General features: G+C 57.7%; 24 protein-coding genes. 6 read left to right on the top strand and 18 right to left on the bottom strand.

Translation table 11 applies throughout. The features are described from left to right. Positions 1-57: 57 nt before the first annotated feature. Positions 58-711, top strand: a complete 654-nt coding sequence (locus METFOR_RS05490) for a type 1 glutamine amidotransferase family protein (RefSeq protein ID WP_015285114.1) — start codon at positions 58-60, stop codon at positions 709-711. Positions 712-802: 91 nt separating this feature from the next. Here the strand turns inward: METFOR_RS05490 and METFOR_RS05485 are convergent, their stop codons facing one another. Beyond that, positions 803-1,006, bottom strand: coding sequence for a hypothetical protein (locus METFOR_RS05485; protein ID WP_015285113.1), 204 nt, complete (start codon positions 1,004-1,006; stop codon positions 803-805). Positions 1,007-1,039: 33 nt separating this feature from the next. Further along, positions 1,040-1,636: a response regulator gene (locus METFOR_RS05480; protein ID WP_015285112.1), complete on the bottom strand. Its 597-nt coding sequence runs from the start codon at positions 1,634-1,636 to the stop codon at positions 1,040-1,042. A 423-nt stretch (positions 1,637-2,059) separates the two neighbouring features. Between METFOR_RS05480 and METFOR_RS05475 the strand changes: the two genes are divergently transcribed. Next, entirely contained in the window at positions 2,060-2,836 is a 777-nt protein-coding gene (locus METFOR_RS05475) for a helix-turn-helix transcriptional regulator (RefSeq protein ID WP_015285111.1), read from the top strand. Position 2,837: 1 nt separating this feature from the next. Here the strand turns inward: METFOR_RS05475 and METFOR_RS05470 are convergent, their stop codons facing one another. After that, positions 2,838-3,689 carry a UbiA family prenyltransferase gene (locus METFOR_RS05470; protein ID WP_015285110.1) on the bottom strand — a complete coding sequence of 284 codons (852 nt, stop codon included), beginning with the start codon at positions 3,687-3,689 and terminating at the stop codon, positions 2,838-2,840. A gap of 212 nt (positions 3,690-3,901) precedes the next feature. Here METFOR_RS05470 and METFOR_RS05465 point away from each other — a divergent pair, with 212 nt between their 5' ends. Then, positions 3,902-4,150 carry a U32 family peptidase C-terminal domain-containing protein gene (locus METFOR_RS05465; protein WP_015285109.1) on the top strand — a complete coding sequence of 83 codons (249 nt, stop codon included), beginning with the start codon at positions 3,902-3,904 and terminating at the stop codon, positions 4,148-4,150. Positions 4,151-4,374: 224 nt separating this feature from the next. On the opposite strand, the gene METFOR_RS05460 is transcribed toward METFOR_RS05465, so the two are convergent. The 14 genes from METFOR_RS05460 to METFOR_RS05395 form a co-directional block, all read right to left on the bottom strand. Next, complete coding sequence (locus METFOR_RS05460; RefSeq protein WP_048111187.1) at positions 4,375-4,785, bottom strand: RidA family protein; 411 nt, start codon at positions 4,783-4,785, stop codon at positions 4,375-4,377. A gap of 625 nt (positions 4,786-5,410) precedes the next feature. Beyond that, complete coding sequence (locus METFOR_RS05455) at positions 5,411-6,157, bottom strand: hypothetical protein (protein WP_015285107.1); 747 nt, start codon at positions 6,155-6,157, stop codon at positions 5,411-5,413. A 106-nt stretch (positions 6,158-6,263) separates the two neighbouring features. Further along, a complete protein-coding gene (gene rpl18a, locus METFOR_RS05450; RefSeq protein WP_015285106.1) occupies positions 6,264-6,452 on the bottom strand; it encodes a 50S ribosomal protein L18Ae in 189 nt (62 codons plus the stop codon). Positions 6,453-6,458: 6 nt separating this feature from the next. Beyond that, the gene (locus METFOR_RS05445; RefSeq protein WP_015285105.1) at positions 6,459-7,121 is read right to left on the bottom strand and encodes a translation initiation factor IF-6; all 663 of its coding nucleotides are present in this window, start codon (positions 7,119-7,121) and stop codon (positions 6,459-6,461) included. 1 nt (position 7,122) lies between these two features. Further along, on the bottom strand, positions 7,123-7,389 hold the full coding sequence (locus tag METFOR_RS05440) for a 50S ribosomal protein L31e (RefSeq protein ID WP_015285104.1): 267 nt from the start codon (positions 7,387-7,389) through the stop codon (positions 7,123-7,125). A gap of 3 nt (positions 7,390-7,392) precedes the next feature. Further along, the gene (locus METFOR_RS05435) at positions 7,393-7,545 is read right to left on the bottom strand and encodes a 50S ribosomal protein L39e (protein WP_015285103.1); all 153 of its coding nucleotides are present in this window, start codon (positions 7,543-7,545) and stop codon (positions 7,393-7,395) included. Between the two features lie 12 nt (positions 7,546-7,557). Then, positions 7,558-8,148: an alpha hydrolase gene (locus METFOR_RS05430; protein WP_015285102.1), complete on the bottom strand. Its 591-nt coding sequence runs from the start codon at positions 8,146-8,148 to the stop codon at positions 7,558-7,560. Further along, a complete protein-coding gene (locus tag METFOR_RS05425) occupies positions 8,148-8,486 on the bottom strand; it encodes a DNA-binding protein (protein ID WP_015285101.1) in 339 nt (112 codons plus the stop codon). Before METFOR_RS05425 ends, METFOR_RS05430 begins: the two co-directional genes overlap by 1 nt. An 8-nt stretch (positions 8,487-8,494) precedes the next feature. Next, a complete protein-coding gene (locus tag METFOR_RS05420) occupies positions 8,495-9,085 on the bottom strand; it encodes a 30S ribosomal protein S19e (protein ID WP_015285100.1) in 591 nt (196 codons plus the stop codon). 143 nt (positions 9,086-9,228) lie between these two features. Beyond that, positions 9,229-9,678: a YhbY family RNA-binding protein gene (locus METFOR_RS16140; RefSeq protein WP_015285099.1), complete on the bottom strand. Its 450-nt coding sequence runs from the start codon at positions 9,676-9,678 to the stop codon at positions 9,229-9,231. Further along, positions 9,662-9,988 carry a ribonuclease P protein component 4 gene (locus METFOR_RS05410; protein ID WP_015285098.1) on the bottom strand — a complete coding sequence of 109 codons (327 nt, stop codon included), beginning with the start codon at positions 9,986-9,988 and terminating at the stop codon, positions 9,662-9,664. The genes METFOR_RS16140 and METFOR_RS05410 overlap by 17 nt, the downstream gene beginning before the upstream one ends. A gap of 93 nt (positions 9,989-10,081) precedes the next feature. Further along, the gene (purN, locus tag METFOR_RS05405) at positions 10,082-10,690 is read right to left on the bottom strand and encodes a phosphoribosylglycinamide formyltransferase (RefSeq protein WP_015285097.1); all 609 of its coding nucleotides are present in this window, start codon (positions 10,688-10,690) and stop codon (positions 10,082-10,084) included. After that, the gene (locus tag METFOR_RS05400; protein ID WP_015285096.1) at positions 10,687-11,991 is read right to left on the bottom strand and encodes a hemolysin family protein; all 1,305 of its coding nucleotides are present in this window, start codon (positions 11,989-11,991) and stop codon (positions 10,687-10,689) included. Before METFOR_RS05400 ends, purN begins: the two co-directional genes overlap by 4 nt. 88 nt (positions 11,992-12,079) lie before the next feature. Continuing rightward, positions 12,080-12,901, bottom strand: a complete 822-nt coding sequence (locus tag METFOR_RS05395) for a sugar phosphate isomerase/epimerase family protein (protein WP_015285095.1) — start codon at positions 12,899-12,901, stop codon at positions 12,080-12,082. A 42-nt stretch (positions 12,902-12,943) separates the two neighbouring features. Between METFOR_RS05395 and xseA the strand changes: the two genes are divergently transcribed. Then, positions 12,944-14,200, top strand: a complete 1,257-nt coding sequence (xseA, locus tag METFOR_RS05390) for an exodeoxyribonuclease VII large subunit (protein WP_015285094.1) — start codon at positions 12,944-12,946, stop codon at positions 14,198-14,200. Continuing rightward, on the top strand, positions 14,184-14,369 hold the full coding sequence (gene xseB, locus METFOR_RS05385) for an exodeoxyribonuclease VII small subunit (RefSeq protein WP_015285093.1): 186 nt from the start codon (positions 14,184-14,186) through the stop codon (positions 14,367-14,369). Before xseA ends, xseB begins: the two co-directional genes overlap by 17 nt. Here xseB and METFOR_RS05380 read toward each other — a convergent pair. Then, positions 14,344-14,781: a DUF371 domain-containing protein gene (locus METFOR_RS05380; protein ID WP_015285092.1), complete on the bottom strand. Its 438-nt coding sequence runs from the start codon at positions 14,779-14,781 to the stop codon at positions 14,344-14,346. The two genes, xseB and METFOR_RS05380, sit on opposite strands and share 26 nt — an antisense overlap. A gap of 33 nt (positions 14,782-14,814) precedes the next feature. On the opposite strand from METFOR_RS05380, the gene METFOR_RS05375 reads away from it, so the two are divergent. Then, entirely contained in the window at positions 14,815-15,390 is a 576-nt protein-coding gene (locus METFOR_RS05375) for an HVO_0476 family zinc finger protein (RefSeq protein ID WP_015285091.1), read from the top strand. Positions 15,391-15,414 lie beyond the last annotated feature (24 nt).

Genomic DNA, 15,414 nt, shown 5'->3' with positions numbered 1-15,414 from the left:
AATCCTCAAAATTTCCCTCACGAACTTTTTTTCCTCCCGCTGATCAACGGGATATCCATGAGTTCGATCTATTTTGCGGTTCTCGATACGCTCTCTGATTGGGAGACAGGCCATGTCCTTGCCGAACTTCACTCGGGACGGTTCCTGAAAGACCCGTCACTTTGGTATGACGTTGTCCTGTGCGGGCGGACCCGGGATACGATAACAACCATGGGCGGGCTGCACCTGAAACCGGATGTCCTGATTGGGGAGATCCAGCCGGACGAGGGCGACCTGCTCCTCCTGCCGGGAGCCGATACCTGGCTGAACCCGGAACAGGCACCGGTCATCGCAAAGGTCCGCGAGGTGCTGGAGAGCGGGGCAACCGTAGGGGCTGTCTGCGGCGCAACGTTCGGTCTTGCGAATGCAGGGCTGCTGGACAACCGGCCGCACACCAGCAACGACCTGGAAGCCCTCAAAATGTTCTGCCCGGCTTATCGGGGCGGGCAATTCTATGTGAACGAGCCTGCGGTGACGGATGGGAACCTTGTTACGGCAAGCGGGCTTGCACCGGTGGAGTTCGCATGCCATATCTTCCGGCAGCTGGGTGTGATGACACCTGCCACGCTCGACGCCTGGCATAAGCTCTGCCTTACCCGGAAGCCGGAGTATTTTTACGCCCTCATGCAGTCCCGGGCAGGCACCGGACCGGCACAGGGTACCCCGGAATAACAAGAGTGCGCAGAGGCTGAATTGATGTCAGGCCCGCAGCCCGGGGTACGGATCAGGGACGATGAGGGTCTGCCTTCCTGTTTTTCCGGCTTCAGGTTTTTGTGCCCGGGCTGTCCCGGTTAAGGGGAGACTGCCATATCTCGATCAGGGAGGCCACACTCCACTGGGCAGCAGGCACCGGAGAGATGGTTGCAAGGACGGGCCGGATCTGGTTATTTTTTGTCCTGAGACAGAACGAGAGCTCCTTTCCCGCGGGAGTCGCTCCCCGGCGGAGGTACCGGATATACTCCATCATCTGGCCGGCATCCCGGTCATGGACAACGTCGCCCTACCGCAGGACCCTCTCGATCTCGTCCTTTCCATACCCGGTCAGCTGCTCAAAACCGGCGTTGGCTGTGGTGATCAGCAGGCTGTCGTCCAGCGTCACGACTGCGGCACCGGACTGCTCGAACAGTGTCCTGTACTGCAGCGCAATCTTTTGGAGGATCGCTTTTTCCTGGTCTTTCCGGAAGGCATCGCGTATCCTGCCTGCCAGCTCGTTGAACATTTTCCGCGGTTCGCCACCCTTCCGGACATAGTACACGGATCCTCTGCTGAAGACCCCGCCGCGCATGGTATCGGGAGCCTGACCGGAGAAGATGACAACCGGCAGGGAAATGTGTTTCTCACGGAGTATGTTCAGAAAACCGGCGCCATCGATCCCGGGCATCTCGTAATCCGACAGAATGAGATCGAAGTGTTTGGACTCCATGAGCCGGAGGGCTTCCCTGACCGACGGAGCCGGGGTCACCGTGATACCATACTTCAAGAGATAGATCCGGCAGATATCAGGGAGCACAGGCTCGTCATCGACATAGAGGACAGAGAGGAACCTCAAACGTCCGGGGTCTTCCGGGGGTGCCGGGGCACTGCCATCAGGATTCATGATGGATATCAATGGGATGGATATTCGTGTGCTGATTCCACCGGCAAAAACCGGAAGGGTTCGTTCCAAACCTCAAGGTGATGTGATGCGTTACGTGAGGTTGGACGCCCCGGCATAATATCAGGCAGAGTGAGTTTATTACTATCCGTCTGGAGATTTCAACACCATTAAAATTTTTAACACCACGATAATCCGGCAGAACGGCATTTCCCGGAAATGAGGGAGGAACCGGGCAGGTGGCGACCGCCGGCCCCGGACCAAGCTGTACAGGAATCGCGCCGGAATCGCAACCGGACTCCATCCGGTTCTTCTTTCAGGGCATCCCACGAGTATCCGGAACAATTATAATATTCATACATTGGAGGTTTTTTCTCATGGGCTGTTGATCATAGTACTGGATAGTACAGGAGAACCGGGTGGTTTATGAACGAACTTCTGAACGTCGTCTCTGCATCGGACAAGCGAAGGAACCTCCTGATCCTTCTCAACAACGGGCCCTGCGAATGGGACGATATCAAGCGAATCCTGAAGGTAACCTCGACGGGAATGCTCCCCCAGATCAAGATTCTGGAGGAGGAGCACCTGATCGAGCGCAACGGAAGGCGGTTCTCCCTGACACCGATGGGAAAAGTGCTGGCAACCCACATGGAGCCCCTCATCAGGACCCTGGAGGTTTTTGAACGGGACCGCAAGTTCTGGTCCGAGCATACTATCGATGTCCTGCCCTTCGATATCCTTTCTGATATCCGGTTGCTCGGAAACTATGAGATCATCGAGAATTCCGACGAGGAGATATTCGACGTCAGTACCTTTCTGAAGAATATCTCCCCTGCAAAAAAGGTGAGGGGACTGGCACATACCGTTCACCCGACATGGCCCGCGTTCTTCATGGACATTGCCAGAAACGGGGTTGATTCATCCCTGATCTTCACGCCGGGGGTCATCAAGACCCTTAACGAGAAATATCCCGGGTGGATACAGGAGTACCTGGAACTTGACAATACCAGCATTTACGAGACAAAAAAGGACTTCAAGTTCTCTTACACCGTTACCGATACCTACTTCTCCATATCCCTGTTCTATACTACCGGTTTCTTTGATTCCAAGAACGACGTCACCAGCCGGGATCCGTCCGCGCTCGAATGGGGAGAGCGGATATACCGGTACCTCGTGAAAAACTCCGAAAAACTGAAAAACTGAATTATCCCGGGAGACAGGCCCTGACACCGACAGACAGGATCGACTCCCAGGAGATTGCCAGTTCCCTCATTTTCCGGTAAAAGACTGAAGGGCTGTTCTCGAATGCCGGCGAATAGACCACCAGGAATGCGATCGTGACCGCAAGGCTGAAGAGCAGGATCACCCATTCGTCACGAATCACACCGAAGAAAACTGCAAATCCCATGACCGTATACATGGCGGCAAGGACTGCGAGGAGGATTTTCTTTGTCGTCTTCTCCCCAAGATAGGCCGGAAGCGTCCTGACACCGGCAATGATATCTCCCTTTACATCCTTGAAGTCATTCACGCACGACGTGATGAAGACCTTCAGGCTGAAGAACAGGAGGATGATCCCGATGGTCATCAGGTTGCTGCACCACTGGCCGACGATGAGTGCGATGGTTGCAGCCCAGGTTATCCCGACAATGATATTCTTCCCGCCGAGGCTTCCTTTCAGCTTGAGCTGGACCGGCCCCAGGCGGAACCCTCTGGAGTAGAAATACCCGATGACAAACGGAACGAACGGTGCCAGATAGATACCGTCGAGAAAAAGCAGGACGGTACCGGCCAGGAACGCGAGTATGCAGGCAGCCAGCCCGATCTTCCGGTTCGCCCCGCAGAGTTCGCTCTTGTTGATGGCATCTTCTTTGCATTCAAGGGCCCGGTCAAGCGTATAAGTCGCATACATGATCAGGCCGAAGGCGATATACGGCAGGAACCGTGTGGCAATGCCGGCAAGCAGGAACGCAATATGGAGCCGGAACGCGGCCGAGATCGCTACCACTGTCGAGGAATTCAGGAGTTTCAGCGTGGGTGTATTGACAATCAGCATGAAAAAAAATTTAACCGGATTTTTTTATTACAAACCCATGAAAAATTACAACACCATTAAAAAATCCAGCCGGATTGTACGGAGAAGTGCGCCACCATTATCCGGTTCACTGGCCGGAAACCGGTAACCCGGGCCGGGTATGCAATGCCCGTTTTTGGAGAACCTTTATTTCCCGGCCCGGATAGTAGTCTCATGTCGGGAGGGAACCGACAATGGAGACCGTAATTGGGAAAGTGACCCACTACTACCCGAGAGTGGGTGTGGCCGCTATCGTCCTCTCGGATCACCTTGCGCGGGGGGACCATATCCACATCCTGGGACCGCATGACGACATCCACCAGACCGTGACGTCGATGGAGTTCGACCACAGCCCCATCGTGGAGGCTGACCCGGGGCAGGACATCGGCATCCGGGTCAGCGAGCGGGTCCACGAGGGCGATCTGGTGTACCGCGAGTACTGACTGCCCCTCACTTTTTTAATAATACAGGGTTGACTGTAGAAAACAGAAAAAAATACTCTGTTGAACTCCGTTGAAGTGATGATGGGGGCTGATGCCCCCATACCCCCGGTTGTGATGAACGGTCGCCACCCCGAAGGGCGCCCCCTCGGGGGCAGGGCTGGCGCAAGGGGGGGGGGAACAATGACTGGATGGAGGTTTTCTACAGAGCAAAAAAGAGAACAACGTTACCGCTTCTCTGCAATCATCTCGATTTCCACGAGCGCATCTTTGGGCAGGCCGGCAACCTGCACCGTGGATCGGGCCGGGAAGGTATCGGTGAAATACGTACTATAGATCCGGTTGACCGCAGTAAAATCGCTCATGCTGGTAAGATAGATCCGTGTCTGGACCACATCAGCGAAGGTGAGACCGGACGCGGTGAGGACCGCTTTCTGGTTCTCCATGGCACGGGTTGTCTGTTCTTCGATTCCTCCGGTCAGGTTCCCCGTTGCAGGATCGATACCTATCTGTCCCGAGAGCCAGACAAAGCCCCCGGACCGGACCCCCTGGCTGTAGGAGCCGATCGGCTCCGGTGCCTGCCGTGAATACACGGACTGTTTTTCCGGATGTGCTGCTCCGGGCGAAAGGGAATTCATATACAAGGCTCCGAGCAGAACCCCGCACGCAAAGATCAGGACAAGCAGCATCAGTTTCTTGTGGACGGTATTCAGGGTGACCCTCTCCGGATGTGATGATTAGCTACAGTACGGGGGTCTGGAAATATATCTGTCTGCATTGCGATGCAGGGGGGTATCCGGTATACCCCCCACCCGTTCCGGAAAAAATCCGTGCAAACCACCCCAACCACAGGGAGGGGGGGTATCCGAAAGACCCCTCCCCCCTTTGGCCGGAACAGACTCGCCACTACCATTTTCGGGTATGATAGGACACGCATTATCTGACGGAGAGGTCATGGAAAACCGTGAACGATCCTGTGTGCACTACTGCATACATCCTGGTTTTGAGTGGGGGGTGTCCGGCATACCCCCCCATCGGCATGTGGTGAAAATCGATCAGACCTCCCGCCATGAGGGGAGGGGGGTATACCGGATACCCCCCTGTAACGATGAGAAATAGCAGGAAAAACAGGTGAACGGGAGATCTGCTGTATGCACGGTCACGTCTGGCAACAGGGTAAAAAAGAGGGCCGGGGCAGGTACCCGCGGGTAGGGGGGTACGCAGGAACCCCCCTACCCCTTGTTTTTAAGAGGGGGATACCCCCTACTGTACCACTACGCTTGCTTTTGCGTCAAACGGGTTCTGCCGCATCGCGAGGCTGAAGAGGTACGGGTAATGGTTCTTTAAGTATTCCATATATTTCAGCCACTCGGGCACGAGCCGGGAATACACCCGCTCCATGTCTCCCTCAAGATGGGCAATATCGGCCGGGGGAAGGATCGAGAGGTCGTCCCGGGCCTTCAGTTCCTCGGTCAGGTGGGTTACGGCAAGGATCAGCTCCGTGAAGGTCTCGTGCTCGAAGACTGTCGGATTCTCGATGATGCGCAGGAGGAAGTCCTCGTTGCCGTCAAGGAGCGTGCGGAGCGATTCCCGGTCAATCCCTGCCGGATCAACTTTGCACTTCCACACGTCAAGGGAAGCCCGCGCCTGGCGGAACCGGTCGGCGGTCCAGTCCGCGGGGCTGACCTCCAGTTCCCTCTGTAGAGGCAGATTACAGGGATCCGCTTTCGAGAGACGGGAGAGGAGTGGGGTACCGACGCGGGAGAAGAAGATCCCGATCACCATGTTCAGCTTCTCCATGCGCTGCTGCTTCTCCCGGGATTCAAGGAGCTGGTCAATGATCAGGGTAACGCAGAGGACCTCGACCGGTATGAAGACCAGGTCGCCGACAAAGAAGATGCCAAGGTGGTGCAGGTCTTGGAATACCAGGTAGTGGACGGTCATCAGGAACAGCGTCAGGGTGACAAGCGCAAGCCCCACGAGCACCTTCCAGCGGGTGTCTTCCTTCATGCCGGAGATATCCGGCACGATACGTGATAATGAATCCGGTACCGGTGACCGTCCGGTCAGGGCCACAGGAAAAGACCGGATAAAAGGAGAGAAAATGTGATGGATGTTATGCCTTGACCGGCTTGACGCCGTCGACCTTGATGTAGCGGCGTTTCAGCTTGTGCTTGCTGCCGATCGTCGCAAAGGTGCGTTCCTCGGCCTGCTTCTCGTTGGGTGCCTCGACAACTTTCGTGTAGGGCATCCAGTCCTCGCCCATCAAAAACGAGCCTTTCACTTCAAACTTCTGATCTGCCATGTTGAATCACTCCAGAAAACCAAATACGTCTTCAATCCTGCCCAGTTCAAACCCGCTCGTGGCATTGCCCGCGATGTAGCCCTGTTCGTTGACAAGGAGGCCGGTGCAGACAAGTCCGCTGCCCATGTTAACGGACCCGGTGCCCACCGGGACCTGTGCAATCTTTTCCAGCTGCTCGATCTGCCGGTCGGTTGCCCGCGGGTGCACGATCACGCCCTTGTTGGTCGCAACCCCTGCCATTCCCACGGTCTTGACGCCGCCAAGAACGAGTGCAATGGTCTCGACGCCGAGGAACTCGCCGATGGCTTCCCTCAGGTCGGACGGCATGTCCGGGTGGACTGCGGCAAAACTGTCGTTTGCCATGATCACGTTTCCCGCCGCGTTCATCGACTCCGTCAAAAGCAGGACCTCGCGGTGCTGCGAGAGGATATCGATCTCCTCCTCGGTGGCAAGCCCCGAGACAACCAGGCCCCGGCTGTTGCCGGCAACAAGCGAGCCGATGATCGAGCTCCCCTGGACAGTTGTCTCGACAAGTGTCACGCCGAGCGCGGCCCTGAGGGCTGCCTTGAAATCCTCCGGTGCTTCGGGGGGGATGATGGCGATGTCGCCGAGCACCCGGGCAAAGACCCCGATGTTCGGATCGCCGTCGAACGTGATCGTCCTTTCCATCTTATGATTCCGGTGCAAGTTCTGCCTGAACCTGCCCGTCCTCCATCTTCATGGCACGGACACGGATCTTTGACGGCGGCTTCGAGCTGCCCCGCGACCATACCTTCTCGTTAATACCCTGGTCGAGTTTTACATCCTCGCTCTTCATGTGCTTGGCCAGGTACTTCCGGATGTCCTTGATAGCGCCGTTCGAGCGCTTCCAGCGGGGCATGCGGCGTGCATCCCGGAGGGGGATGACGTAGACGTGCTCTTCCATCTTCTCTGCCATTGTCTACACCTTCAGCGTGCTCTTGCGCCAGTTGCGCCTTCTTGGGTGGTTCACAACTCCCCGCTTTGTCCTGACCATGACCCACTGGGGCACGCGCCGGTTCTGGTCGCATGCCTTCGCGAGCCGGATTTTCCTACCCTTGCTTACCTTGCTCATCGTTGTTCACCTTTAATTGTTTTTCCTGCCGACAACGAGCGACTGCTCGTGGTGGGACGGGAAGAGGGGTGCCGGATCGAGCCCGCGGGCCCGGATCGCGTCCCTCAACTCTGCTTCATAGTCGCCGTTTGTGATCGTGCCGGTCTCCCCGTAGTTCACCACGAGGAGCTGGTCCGCCAGCCGGTCGACTTCGCGCCTGGGGATGCCGAGCAGGGGCCGCACGTACGAACACCCTGTCCTGCTCATCAGGCTCTGGACCGCATCACGCGGGAGCATCGGGACCCGGTCATCAAACCGTGTGCCGTCCCCGACCACGTCATACTCCGCTGCGAGCGATTCCACGGCGGCCCGGTGGATAGCATTGATGGCATCGTTCGGATACCCCTTTGTTATCACCAGGTTAGCCATTTCTTCAATCATTCCTTGTCTGAATACCCTCTTTTTCAGGGGGTAACCGAGTGCACCTGCCGCAGCCTCCACGGACGGGATCTGGCGGAGCGGGTCGAACACGAACGTGTTGAGTTCGACCTCGTAATACGTACCCAGCAGGATCGCTGCAAGGGAACTGTCCTTTCCGCCGCTGTACAGCACTCCAGCTTTCATTATCGTCTGGTGATGGAGTAATCCCGCTTTGCAGGCGCGAGCTGCCGGAGCAGCTCCTTAAGCTGTGCATCGGTAATCTTCTTCTGGAGCCTGCCGCTCTGGGCAAGCGCCACAAGCTGCTGCTCGACCGCCCCGGCAAACTCAGGTTTGGTCAGCTTGATGGTATTCAGCCGTTCCCGCGCATCAGGCTCGAGAACCTGCATGAGTATCATCTGGATCTGGGATTTCATGCGCTGCTGCCGCTCGAGCTCTTCCTGCATTGCCTGCTGGTCGCCAGCCTGCTGCTGGAGTTGGGCCATTCTGCGTCTGCGGAGTTCTGCCAGCTCGTCGTCTCCCATAATACACCTCACTGGGGTGCTTCTGCTTTATCTGCCTTCTTCTTGGCAGGCTTCTTCTCGGCCTTGCCACCTTCGGCACCGTCAGCAGCTGCTGCCTTCTCGCCCTTTGGCTTGCCCTTCTTGCCTTCAGCCTTCTTGGGCTCCTCGGCAACGGGCTTGACACGCTTCGGTACCGGTGCAGGCGGGTTCTTTAAGACATCTGCGGAGAGATTGTCCATGAACTTCATGCCTTCAGGGGAAACCCGGCGCCCGGTCTTGTCGTGGATGACGAGGCCGGCTGCCTCGAGCTGCTGGAGGGACTTACGGAGGATGGAGCCGCTGCCCTTGCGGAACGCGTTGGGCTTGGAACCGCGGTTCTTCTTTCCGCCGTAGAAACTCCGCATCCGTTCAACGCCCAGGGGGCCGTCGACATAGACACGTCTCAGTACTGCTGCTGCCCGGGTGAACCACCAGTCGGGGTCTTCAGGGGGCATCTCCTTGTGGACACCCGTCTTGGCAAAGGCAGCCCATGCGGGGGGAACGATCTCCTTCCGCTTCTTGAGCTCCTCGGCGACCCTCCTGATGATGTGGTCAGCGGGAACATCGTATACAGTCGTCATGTGATACCTCTACTGTTGATAATGAAATAACAGTCTTAACTTATAGGGCAGGAGGGTTCTTATATATTTCCACCGGCGGAAGTAACGACGGAGATACAGGTAAGAAAACGATGAATGAAAAAGGGCGTTATCAGGACCGTGAATTACTTCTTCCCTGCCTTCAGCGCCCCGGTCTGGCGCGGTTTTCCGGCAGGGCTTTCCGTTGCCGGGGATCTGGCTGCCGGCGCCCGACCCTTTGACTGGACCGCTACTGACCTGCCCTCTTTCCGGGCAGTCGTACGGGTGGTCCGCTTCACCGGTGGTTTTCCCAGGGTGTTTCCCGGGGCTTTTTCGGGGCGCACGGGAGATGCGGCACCCTTTCCCTTTTCGGCAAGCACCAGCGTCCTGCCCCGGACCTCCACGAGCCGGGCCTTTGCCCGGGCCGCGATCTCCTCCGGTTCGACCTCCGCACTCTGGAGCCACTTTACCTTGATCAGCTTCCGTTTCTTCAGCTGGGCGACAATCTCCTCGATCATCGTGTCTGAACAGCCCTGTTTGCCGATCCATACGGTCGGCTTTAAGTCCTGCATGGATCGGTCATTTGGTTCCGGCATCTGGTCTCACCACACGGTATCTCATCTTTTTGTTGCAGGAGCCGCAGGTGACAACAACATTGCCGTCGTGTACCCGTACCCGCATGTTGCTGCCCGGGACAAGGAAGGCGTAGCAGTGATGGCAATATTGCCGGCGGAGTTCGCGGTCGATCCGGACCCGCTGGCGCATCGCGATCTTCCGTGCGAGCTCCACATACCGGTTGCTCCGTTCCGGGTGTTCGGGAAAGGCCTGCTTTGCCTGCGCGAACAACTCGCTGATCCGTTCTTTTGCGATCTTCTTTGTCGCCGGGTTCTTGGATTTAGGCTTCATTGTCCCTGGTGCGGCTCCCGGTTGTGGTAATCTTTCGGTGTTCCGGGTAATAACCTTCCGGGTCAGAAAAGCAACAAGGGCGAGAAACTAGCCCTAATTCCGGGTCCTGACTTTTCGTCCCACAATCTCCAACCTGTCCTCGCAGAAGAGCCGGATCGCTTCTGGGAATGCGATATGCTCCTGTTCGAGAATGCGTTCGGCAAGGGAGTCCTCATCATCGGTATCGAGGACCGGCACGGTCCGCTGGAGGATGATTGGGCCGCCATCCAGGCTCTCGTCCACGAAATGGACGGTGCAGCCCGAGACCTTCACGCCATAGAGCCATGCCTGCCGCTGGGCGTGAAGGCCCTGGAAGCTGGGGAGCAGCGCCGGGTGGATGTTCACCATCTTCCCGGGAAATGCCCGTACGATCTCCGGGCCCACGATGCGCATGTAGCCGGCAAGGACGAAGAGGTCGGCGTGACACTCCTGCATCGCGGCAAGAAGGGCACGCTCGTATGCCTCCCGCGCGGGAAAGGAGGCATAGTCGACAATCTTTACCGGGATCACTGCTGCTCCTGCCCGCTCGATTGCATAAGCCTTCGGGTTGTCCGTGATGAGCGCAACGCAGGTTGCCGGTATCGTTCCTGCGGCTATGGCATCAATCACGGCCTGGAAGTTCGACCCCCGGCCAGATGCAAGGACTGCAATGCGCTTCTTCATGGTTTCTCCGGGGATGGCTCATCGCCAGCCGGTTTTTTGCCATTCCCGTGCACGGAGTGAACAAGGACTTTCACTTTCACGATCCTGCGGCCGTGCATCTGCATGACCGAGAGCGTGATATTCTGTTCCGGGAACTCGGCTTTCTCCCCGGGATGGAGCGGCAGGTGCCCGAGCCGGTCGATGAGCAGGCCCCCGATCGTCTCATAGGACTCGTCTTTGGGGAGACTGATCGCCATCCGTTCATTGGCGTCATCGATCCACATCTGGGCGTCAACGACAAAGACGCCCGGGGCAACCTCCTGGACATCGGGGTCCTCCTTGTCGTACTCGTCCATGATATCTCCGACGAGTTCCTCAAGGATGTCCTCGACCGTGACAATGCCGACGAAACTGCTGTACTCGTCGATGACGACTGCCATCTGGACGCGGTGGACCTGCAGCTCCTTTAACAGGTCATCGATCTTCTTGGTCTCGGGAACGAAGATGGGGTCGTACATCACTTCGTTTATCGTGGCGTTCTTCCTCCGCGAGACCATGGCGGCAAAGACGTCCTTGACATTCAGGATACCCTTGATGTTATCAATCTGGTCATGGTAAACCGGTATCCGGGAGAAGCCCGTCTCATTGAAGATCCGGATGGCGTCCTCGAACGAGACCGTGTCCTCCATCAGCGTGACATCAACCCGGGGCGTCATGATCTCGCGGGCGGTGGTGTCGCCGAACTCGAGCACCGAATAGAGCATCTCCTGCTCGTCCTGCTCGATGGTCCCCTCTTCCTTGCCTACGTCGATCCATTCCTTGATCTCCTCTTCCGTTACCGAAGGCTCTGCCGTATCCTTGCCAAGTCCCAGCTTCGGGGTCACCCGCTCGACAACCCAGATGATGGGAGAGAACACCCGGGAAAGGAAGAGGATGATCGGCGCCACGGTCAGGGCAAACGTATCGGGAGCCCGCGTTGCATAGATCTTCGGGCCGATCTCGCCGAAAACAAGGAGGATGATAACGACAACCCCGGTTGCAATCCCGACCCCGATATCGCCAAACCACCGGATGGCAATTGCGGTTGCCAGGGATGCTGCGGAGATATTGACGATATTATTGCCGATGAGGATCGTTGTCAGGAGGTGCTCCGGGTGCTCTTTCAAGGCCATGAGGGCATGAGACCCGACACGGTTCTCGTTGTCGAGGGTCCGTACCTTTGCCCGGGTCATCGAGATGAGCGCGACTTCCGAACTCGAAAAAAATGCAGAGAGGATGACGCAGATGATGAAAAGGAAGATCTCAAGTGCGTTTTCTATCATTGGATTTCACAACGTGCGGGTGCACGATATACGACTTCGCCTTAAAGTGTACCAGTATATTCGGGAGCGAATTTAATAAAACCAGCGATTACTCCATGCATTCCTGCATGAAGGCACGGTCGCGGGCGAGGATTGCGATCTTCTCCTCCGCTGAGAGGGGCCTCCCAAAGTTCAGGTCATCGATCTCGAGCGTCAGCGGACCCCGGTACCCGATCTCCAGGAGGGCTTTCATGACCCCGGCCATGACCGGGCTCCGGTCCAGCGGCATATGGAGTGTCTTTCCCTCTTTGCGGCTGATATGCACGTTTGCAAGCCGGTCACCGCACAGCTCGATATAGCGCAGCGGTTCCTCATCGTCTTTCGAGAGCGCGTGGGCAACATCGAGGGTGAAATACAGCCAGGGCTCGTCATCGAGCAGTTTCCGCATCCGTTCCGGTGTGCAGAGAAGCGAATTGACGATGGGTTCCATGTTCTCCATGCTCACCTTTATGGTGTCTTTCAGGGAGGTCTCGCGGACTACCGCGATGTACCGGGCGAAGCGGGCAAAATCCGCTTCACCGGGTGGACGTTTTGCCGTGCGCCGCCCGGGATGGAGGGTTATGACGCGGGACCCCATCTGCCCGGCCATCTCTATGGATCGTGCCGCATATTCCAGGGAAACCTCGGCAACATCGGGATTGATCGAGCACGGGTTCAGGTCCAGGATCGGGGCATGGACGGTGAGCGTCGCGATCTCCGGGTGGTTTGTGTGCTCGGTAACAACTTCGTGAACAGGGAGGTCCCGGAGCCAGAAATGCGGGGTCTCGATCCAGTACTCGATCGCGTCGAGCCCGGCCCGCGATACAGAGGAGAAGATCTCCGGGGTCGTGTACTCGTGGAAGACCATGCTGGATACGCCGAGCGGCACCATAACACTACTATTTGATATGCGGTTTTACCCTAATAGTTGTTGATGGACTGGTTCAACACCCCTGATGAGCCGGAAAAGAAGGCTGCACCGGCAGCCCCATTGCTCGTCTCCGAGCTCTCGGCCATCATCAGCGACCTGCTCGATGACCCCCGGCTCCAGGATGTCCGGGTCCGGGGCGAGGTGACCAACTACAAGCACCATGGCAGCGGGCACCGGTACTTCTCCCTCTCGGAGAAGGGAGGTGGAAGCACGGCAGCCGTGATCAAGTGCGTGATGTGGCGCTCGGATGCGGACCGACTTGCCTTCCGGCCGGAAGAGGGAATGGAAGTCGTTGTAACGGGATCGGTCACCCTGTATGCCCCGCATGGAGCGTACCAGCTCCGGGTGCGGTCCATGGAAAAGGCAGGGCTCGGTGAGAAGTACCTGCTTCTTGAGAAGTGGAAGAAGGAACTCGCGGCAGAGGGACTTTTCTCCCAAGAGCGCAAGCGGGATCTGCCCGCATTCCCGTTGCGGATCGGGGTGGTCACTTCCGAGACCGGGGCCGTGATCCACGATATCCGCAATGTCATCACCCGGCGTTACCCGGTCGAAATCATCATCTCCCCTACCGCTGTGCAGGGGGAGGAGGCACACGGGGAGATTGCCGCGGCAGTCCGACGGCTCTCCGGGCTCGCGGATGTCGTGATCGTTGCACGGGGAGGAGGAAGCTTTGAGGACCTCTTTCCCTTCAATCACCCGGATGTTGTCAGGGCAATCGCCTCCTGCCCGGTCCCGGTGGTCAGCGCCATCGGCCACGAGGTGGATGTCACGCTCGCCGACCTTGCCGCGGACGTCAGGGCGCCGACGCCTTCAGCAGCTGCCGAACTGGCTGTCCCGGACCGGAACACCTTACGGTTGCAGCTTTTTGAGTTGCGTGACCTGATGGGCTCTGCCCTCATCGGTAGGCTGGCATGGGCAAAGGAAGAGATATCCGGTCTCCGTGACCGGCTCCGGCCTCGTAGGTTGGCACAGAAGATCGAAGAACGGCAGCAGTTTGCCGCCGACCTTGCGGAACGGCTTGAACGGGCATGTTCCACCCGGCTCGAACGGGAACGCCTCGTCCTGGCAGGAATGCGGGTGGCACTCGACAGCCACAATCCTTCCGCCGTGCTTTCCCGCGGGTATTGTGTTGCAGAGAAAGACGGGACTATTGTAAAGAGCACCGGAAGGCTTGCAGAGAAGGACCGGCTCCGGCTCCGGTTTTATGACGGCAGCAGCCAGGTGATCGTGGAGCGTGTACACCATGACGGAAACGTATGAGAAGAAAATTGAGCAGCTGAAGAAGATCATCGAGAAGATAGAGGACGGGAACACGAGCCTTGACGAGAGCATGAAACTCTACGAGCAGGGTGCAGCCCTCGTCAAGCAGTGCGAGACGATGCTTGCCGAGGCCGAGGTGAAGATCACGACCCTTGGCCGGGACGCGTGACCCTCAGGGTGACTGTCATCTCTTTTCCCGCTGCAAGGTTTTTCACCAGGTCCCGTGGCAGCGTGAGCGCCACCCGGTCGGAGAGGATGCCAATCGTCCTCCCGCAGACAAACGTGCTCTTTCTCCAGACCATGTCCGTGGGATGGTCGAGTGTCATCTTCGCCGACCCGCGCGAGACTATCTCAGCGACCACACCACCGCACTCGAGCCGTGTGTGAAGGATCGCGTCATCGCGGGCAAGTGCCTGCCGGAACGCCGAAGAGAGGCCGGCACACCCCTTGTCCGCGGCAATGCCGATGATGCAGTTGCCGTTCTCGGTGAGGTGGTCCTCTGCCGTGACCTCGAACGTGGTCGGGTGGGTGGAGAGGACAAGGGGGTGTCCCCGGCACTGTACATGTTCCTGCGCCGCCATGCTTTATCATGTGAGGGTTGCCATTGATATTCAATGTTTATCACCGCTCAATGCCCTGAATGCAAGGACGAGACCGAGCACGAGGTCTTATCAGAGTCCCGCGACCTGCTCGTGCGGTGCACAGCCTGCGGAAACCACCACAGGATCCCTAAGGAGAAAGAACCGCAGGTCCTGCTGGTCAAGGCGATCGTGTCCCGTGAAGGCACCTCGAAGAACTGCGGGATCGAGCTTGCAGAAGATGATGAGTGCAGTGTCGAAGACCATCTCGTTGCCGAATGCGGGGACGATGCGTTTGGCGTTGAGGTGACGGCAATCGAGTGTGGCGAGAAGCGGGTGAAACGGGCAAAGGCGGGAAAAATCACCACGCTCTGGACCCGTGCCATCGAGAATGTGGTTGTCAAGGTCTCCATCCACGACGGCTGGAAAACGATCCCCCTCTACATGGAATGCGACGGCGAACAACCGTTTGTTGTCAATGAGGTCTACACGGCATCAGGAAAGCGGTTCCGGGTCTCGCACATCAAGCTCCGCGACGGCCCCCTCATGAGAAAAGAGGGATGGAAGACTGTGGCCCACCGGATCAAGAGGATGTACGGTACCCGCGTTTGATCGTTTCGCAAGGAAACGGACAGA

Source organism: Methanoregula formicica SMSP (genome assembly GCF_000327485.1).
Lineage (GTDB): Archaea > Halobacteriota > Methanomicrobia > Methanomicrobiales > Methanospirillaceae > Methanoregula > Methanoregula formicica.
Note: the sequence above shows the minus strand (reverse complement) of the source record. Positions and strands in the feature narration are given on the sequence as shown.

Excerpts from the sequence above, each read along its gene's own strand:
- METFOR_RS05485 (WP_015285113.1), bottom strand. The coding sequence starts at position 1,006 with ATGATGGAGTATATCCGGTACCTCCGCCGGGGAGCGACTCCCGCGGGA.
- rpl18a (WP_015285106.1), bottom strand. The coding sequence starts at position 6,452 with ATGGCAGATCAGAAGTTTGAAGTGAAAGGCTCGTTTTTGATGGGCGAG.
- METFOR_RS05380 (WP_015285092.1), bottom strand. The coding sequence starts at position 14,781 with ATGGCGGCGCAGGAACATGTACAGTGCCGGGGACACCCCCTTGTCCTC.
- METFOR_RS05435 (WP_015285103.1), bottom strand. The coding sequence starts at position 7,545 with ATGAGCAAGGTAAGCAAGGGTAGGAAAATCCGGCTCGCGAAGGCATGC.
- purN (WP_015285097.1), bottom strand. The coding sequence starts at position 10,690 with ATGAAGAAGCGCATTGCAGTCCTTGCATCTGGCCGGGGGTCGAACTTC.
- METFOR_RS05395 (WP_015285095.1), bottom strand. The coding sequence starts at position 12,901 with ATGGTGCCGCTCGGCGTATCCAGCATGGTCTTCCACGAGTACACGACC.
- METFOR_RS05420 (WP_015285100.1), bottom strand. The coding sequence starts at position 9,085 with ATGACGACTGTATACGATGTTCCCGCTGACCACATCATCAGGAGGGTC.
- METFOR_RS05490 (WP_015285114.1), top strand. The coding sequence starts at position 58 with ATGAGTTCGATCTATTTTGCGGTTCTCGATACGCTCTCTGATTGGGAG.
- METFOR_RS05455 (WP_015285107.1), bottom strand. The coding sequence starts at position 6,157 with ATGAAGGAAGACACCCGCTGGAAGGTGCTCGTGGGGCTTGCGCTTGTC.
- METFOR_RS05425 (WP_015285101.1), bottom strand. The coding sequence starts at position 8,486 with ATGGGAGACGACGAGCTGGCAGAACTCCGCAGACGCAGAATGGCCCAA.
- METFOR_RS05400 (WP_015285096.1), bottom strand. The coding sequence starts at position 11,991 with ATGATAGAAAACGCACTTGAGATCTTCCTTTTCATCATCTGCGTCATC.
- METFOR_RS05465 (WP_015285109.1), top strand. The coding sequence starts at position 3,902 with ATGGAGACCGTAATTGGGAAAGTGACCCACTACTACCCGAGAGTGGGT.
- xseB (WP_015285093.1), top strand. The coding sequence starts at position 14,184 with ATGACGGAAACGTATGAGAAGAAAATTGAGCAGCTGAAGAAGATCATC.
- METFOR_RS05470 (WP_015285110.1), bottom strand. The coding sequence starts at position 3,689 with ATGCTGATTGTCAATACACCCACGCTGAAACTCCTGAATTCCTCGACA.
- METFOR_RS16140 (WP_015285099.1), bottom strand. The coding sequence starts at position 9,678 with ATGCCGGAACCAAATGACCGATCCATGCAGGACTTAAAGCCGACCGTA.
- METFOR_RS05410 (WP_015285098.1), bottom strand. The coding sequence starts at position 9,988 with ATGAAGCCTAAATCCAAGAACCCGGCGACAAAGAAGATCGCAAAAGAA.
- METFOR_RS05430 (WP_015285102.1), bottom strand. The coding sequence starts at position 8,148 with ATGAAAGCTGGAGTGCTGTACAGCGGCGGAAAGGACAGTTCCCTTGCA.
- xseA (WP_015285094.1), top strand. The coding sequence starts at position 12,944 with ATGGACTGGTTCAACACCCCTGATGAGCCGGAAAAGAAGGCTGCACCG.
- METFOR_RS05445 (WP_015285105.1), bottom strand. The coding sequence starts at position 7,121 with ATGGAAAGGACGATCACGTTCGACGGCGATCCGAACATCGGGGTCTTT.
- METFOR_RS05375 (WP_015285091.1), top strand. The coding sequence starts at position 14,815 with ATGTTTATCACCGCTCAATGCCCTGAATGCAAGGACGAGACCGAGCAC.
- METFOR_RS05460 (WP_048111187.1), bottom strand. The coding sequence starts at position 4,785 with ATGAATTCCCTTTCGCCCGGAGCAGCACATCCGGAAAAACAGTCCGTG.
- METFOR_RS05475 (WP_015285111.1), top strand. The coding sequence starts at position 2,060 with ATGAACGAACTTCTGAACGTCGTCTCTGCATCGGACAAGCGAAGGAAC.
- METFOR_RS05480 (WP_015285112.1), bottom strand. The coding sequence starts at position 1,636 with ATGAATCCTGATGGCAGTGCCCCGGCACCCCCGGAAGACCCCGGACGT.
- METFOR_RS05440 (WP_015285104.1), bottom strand. The coding sequence starts at position 7,389 with ATGGCAGAGAAGATGGAAGAGCACGTCTACGTCATCCCCCTCCGGGAT.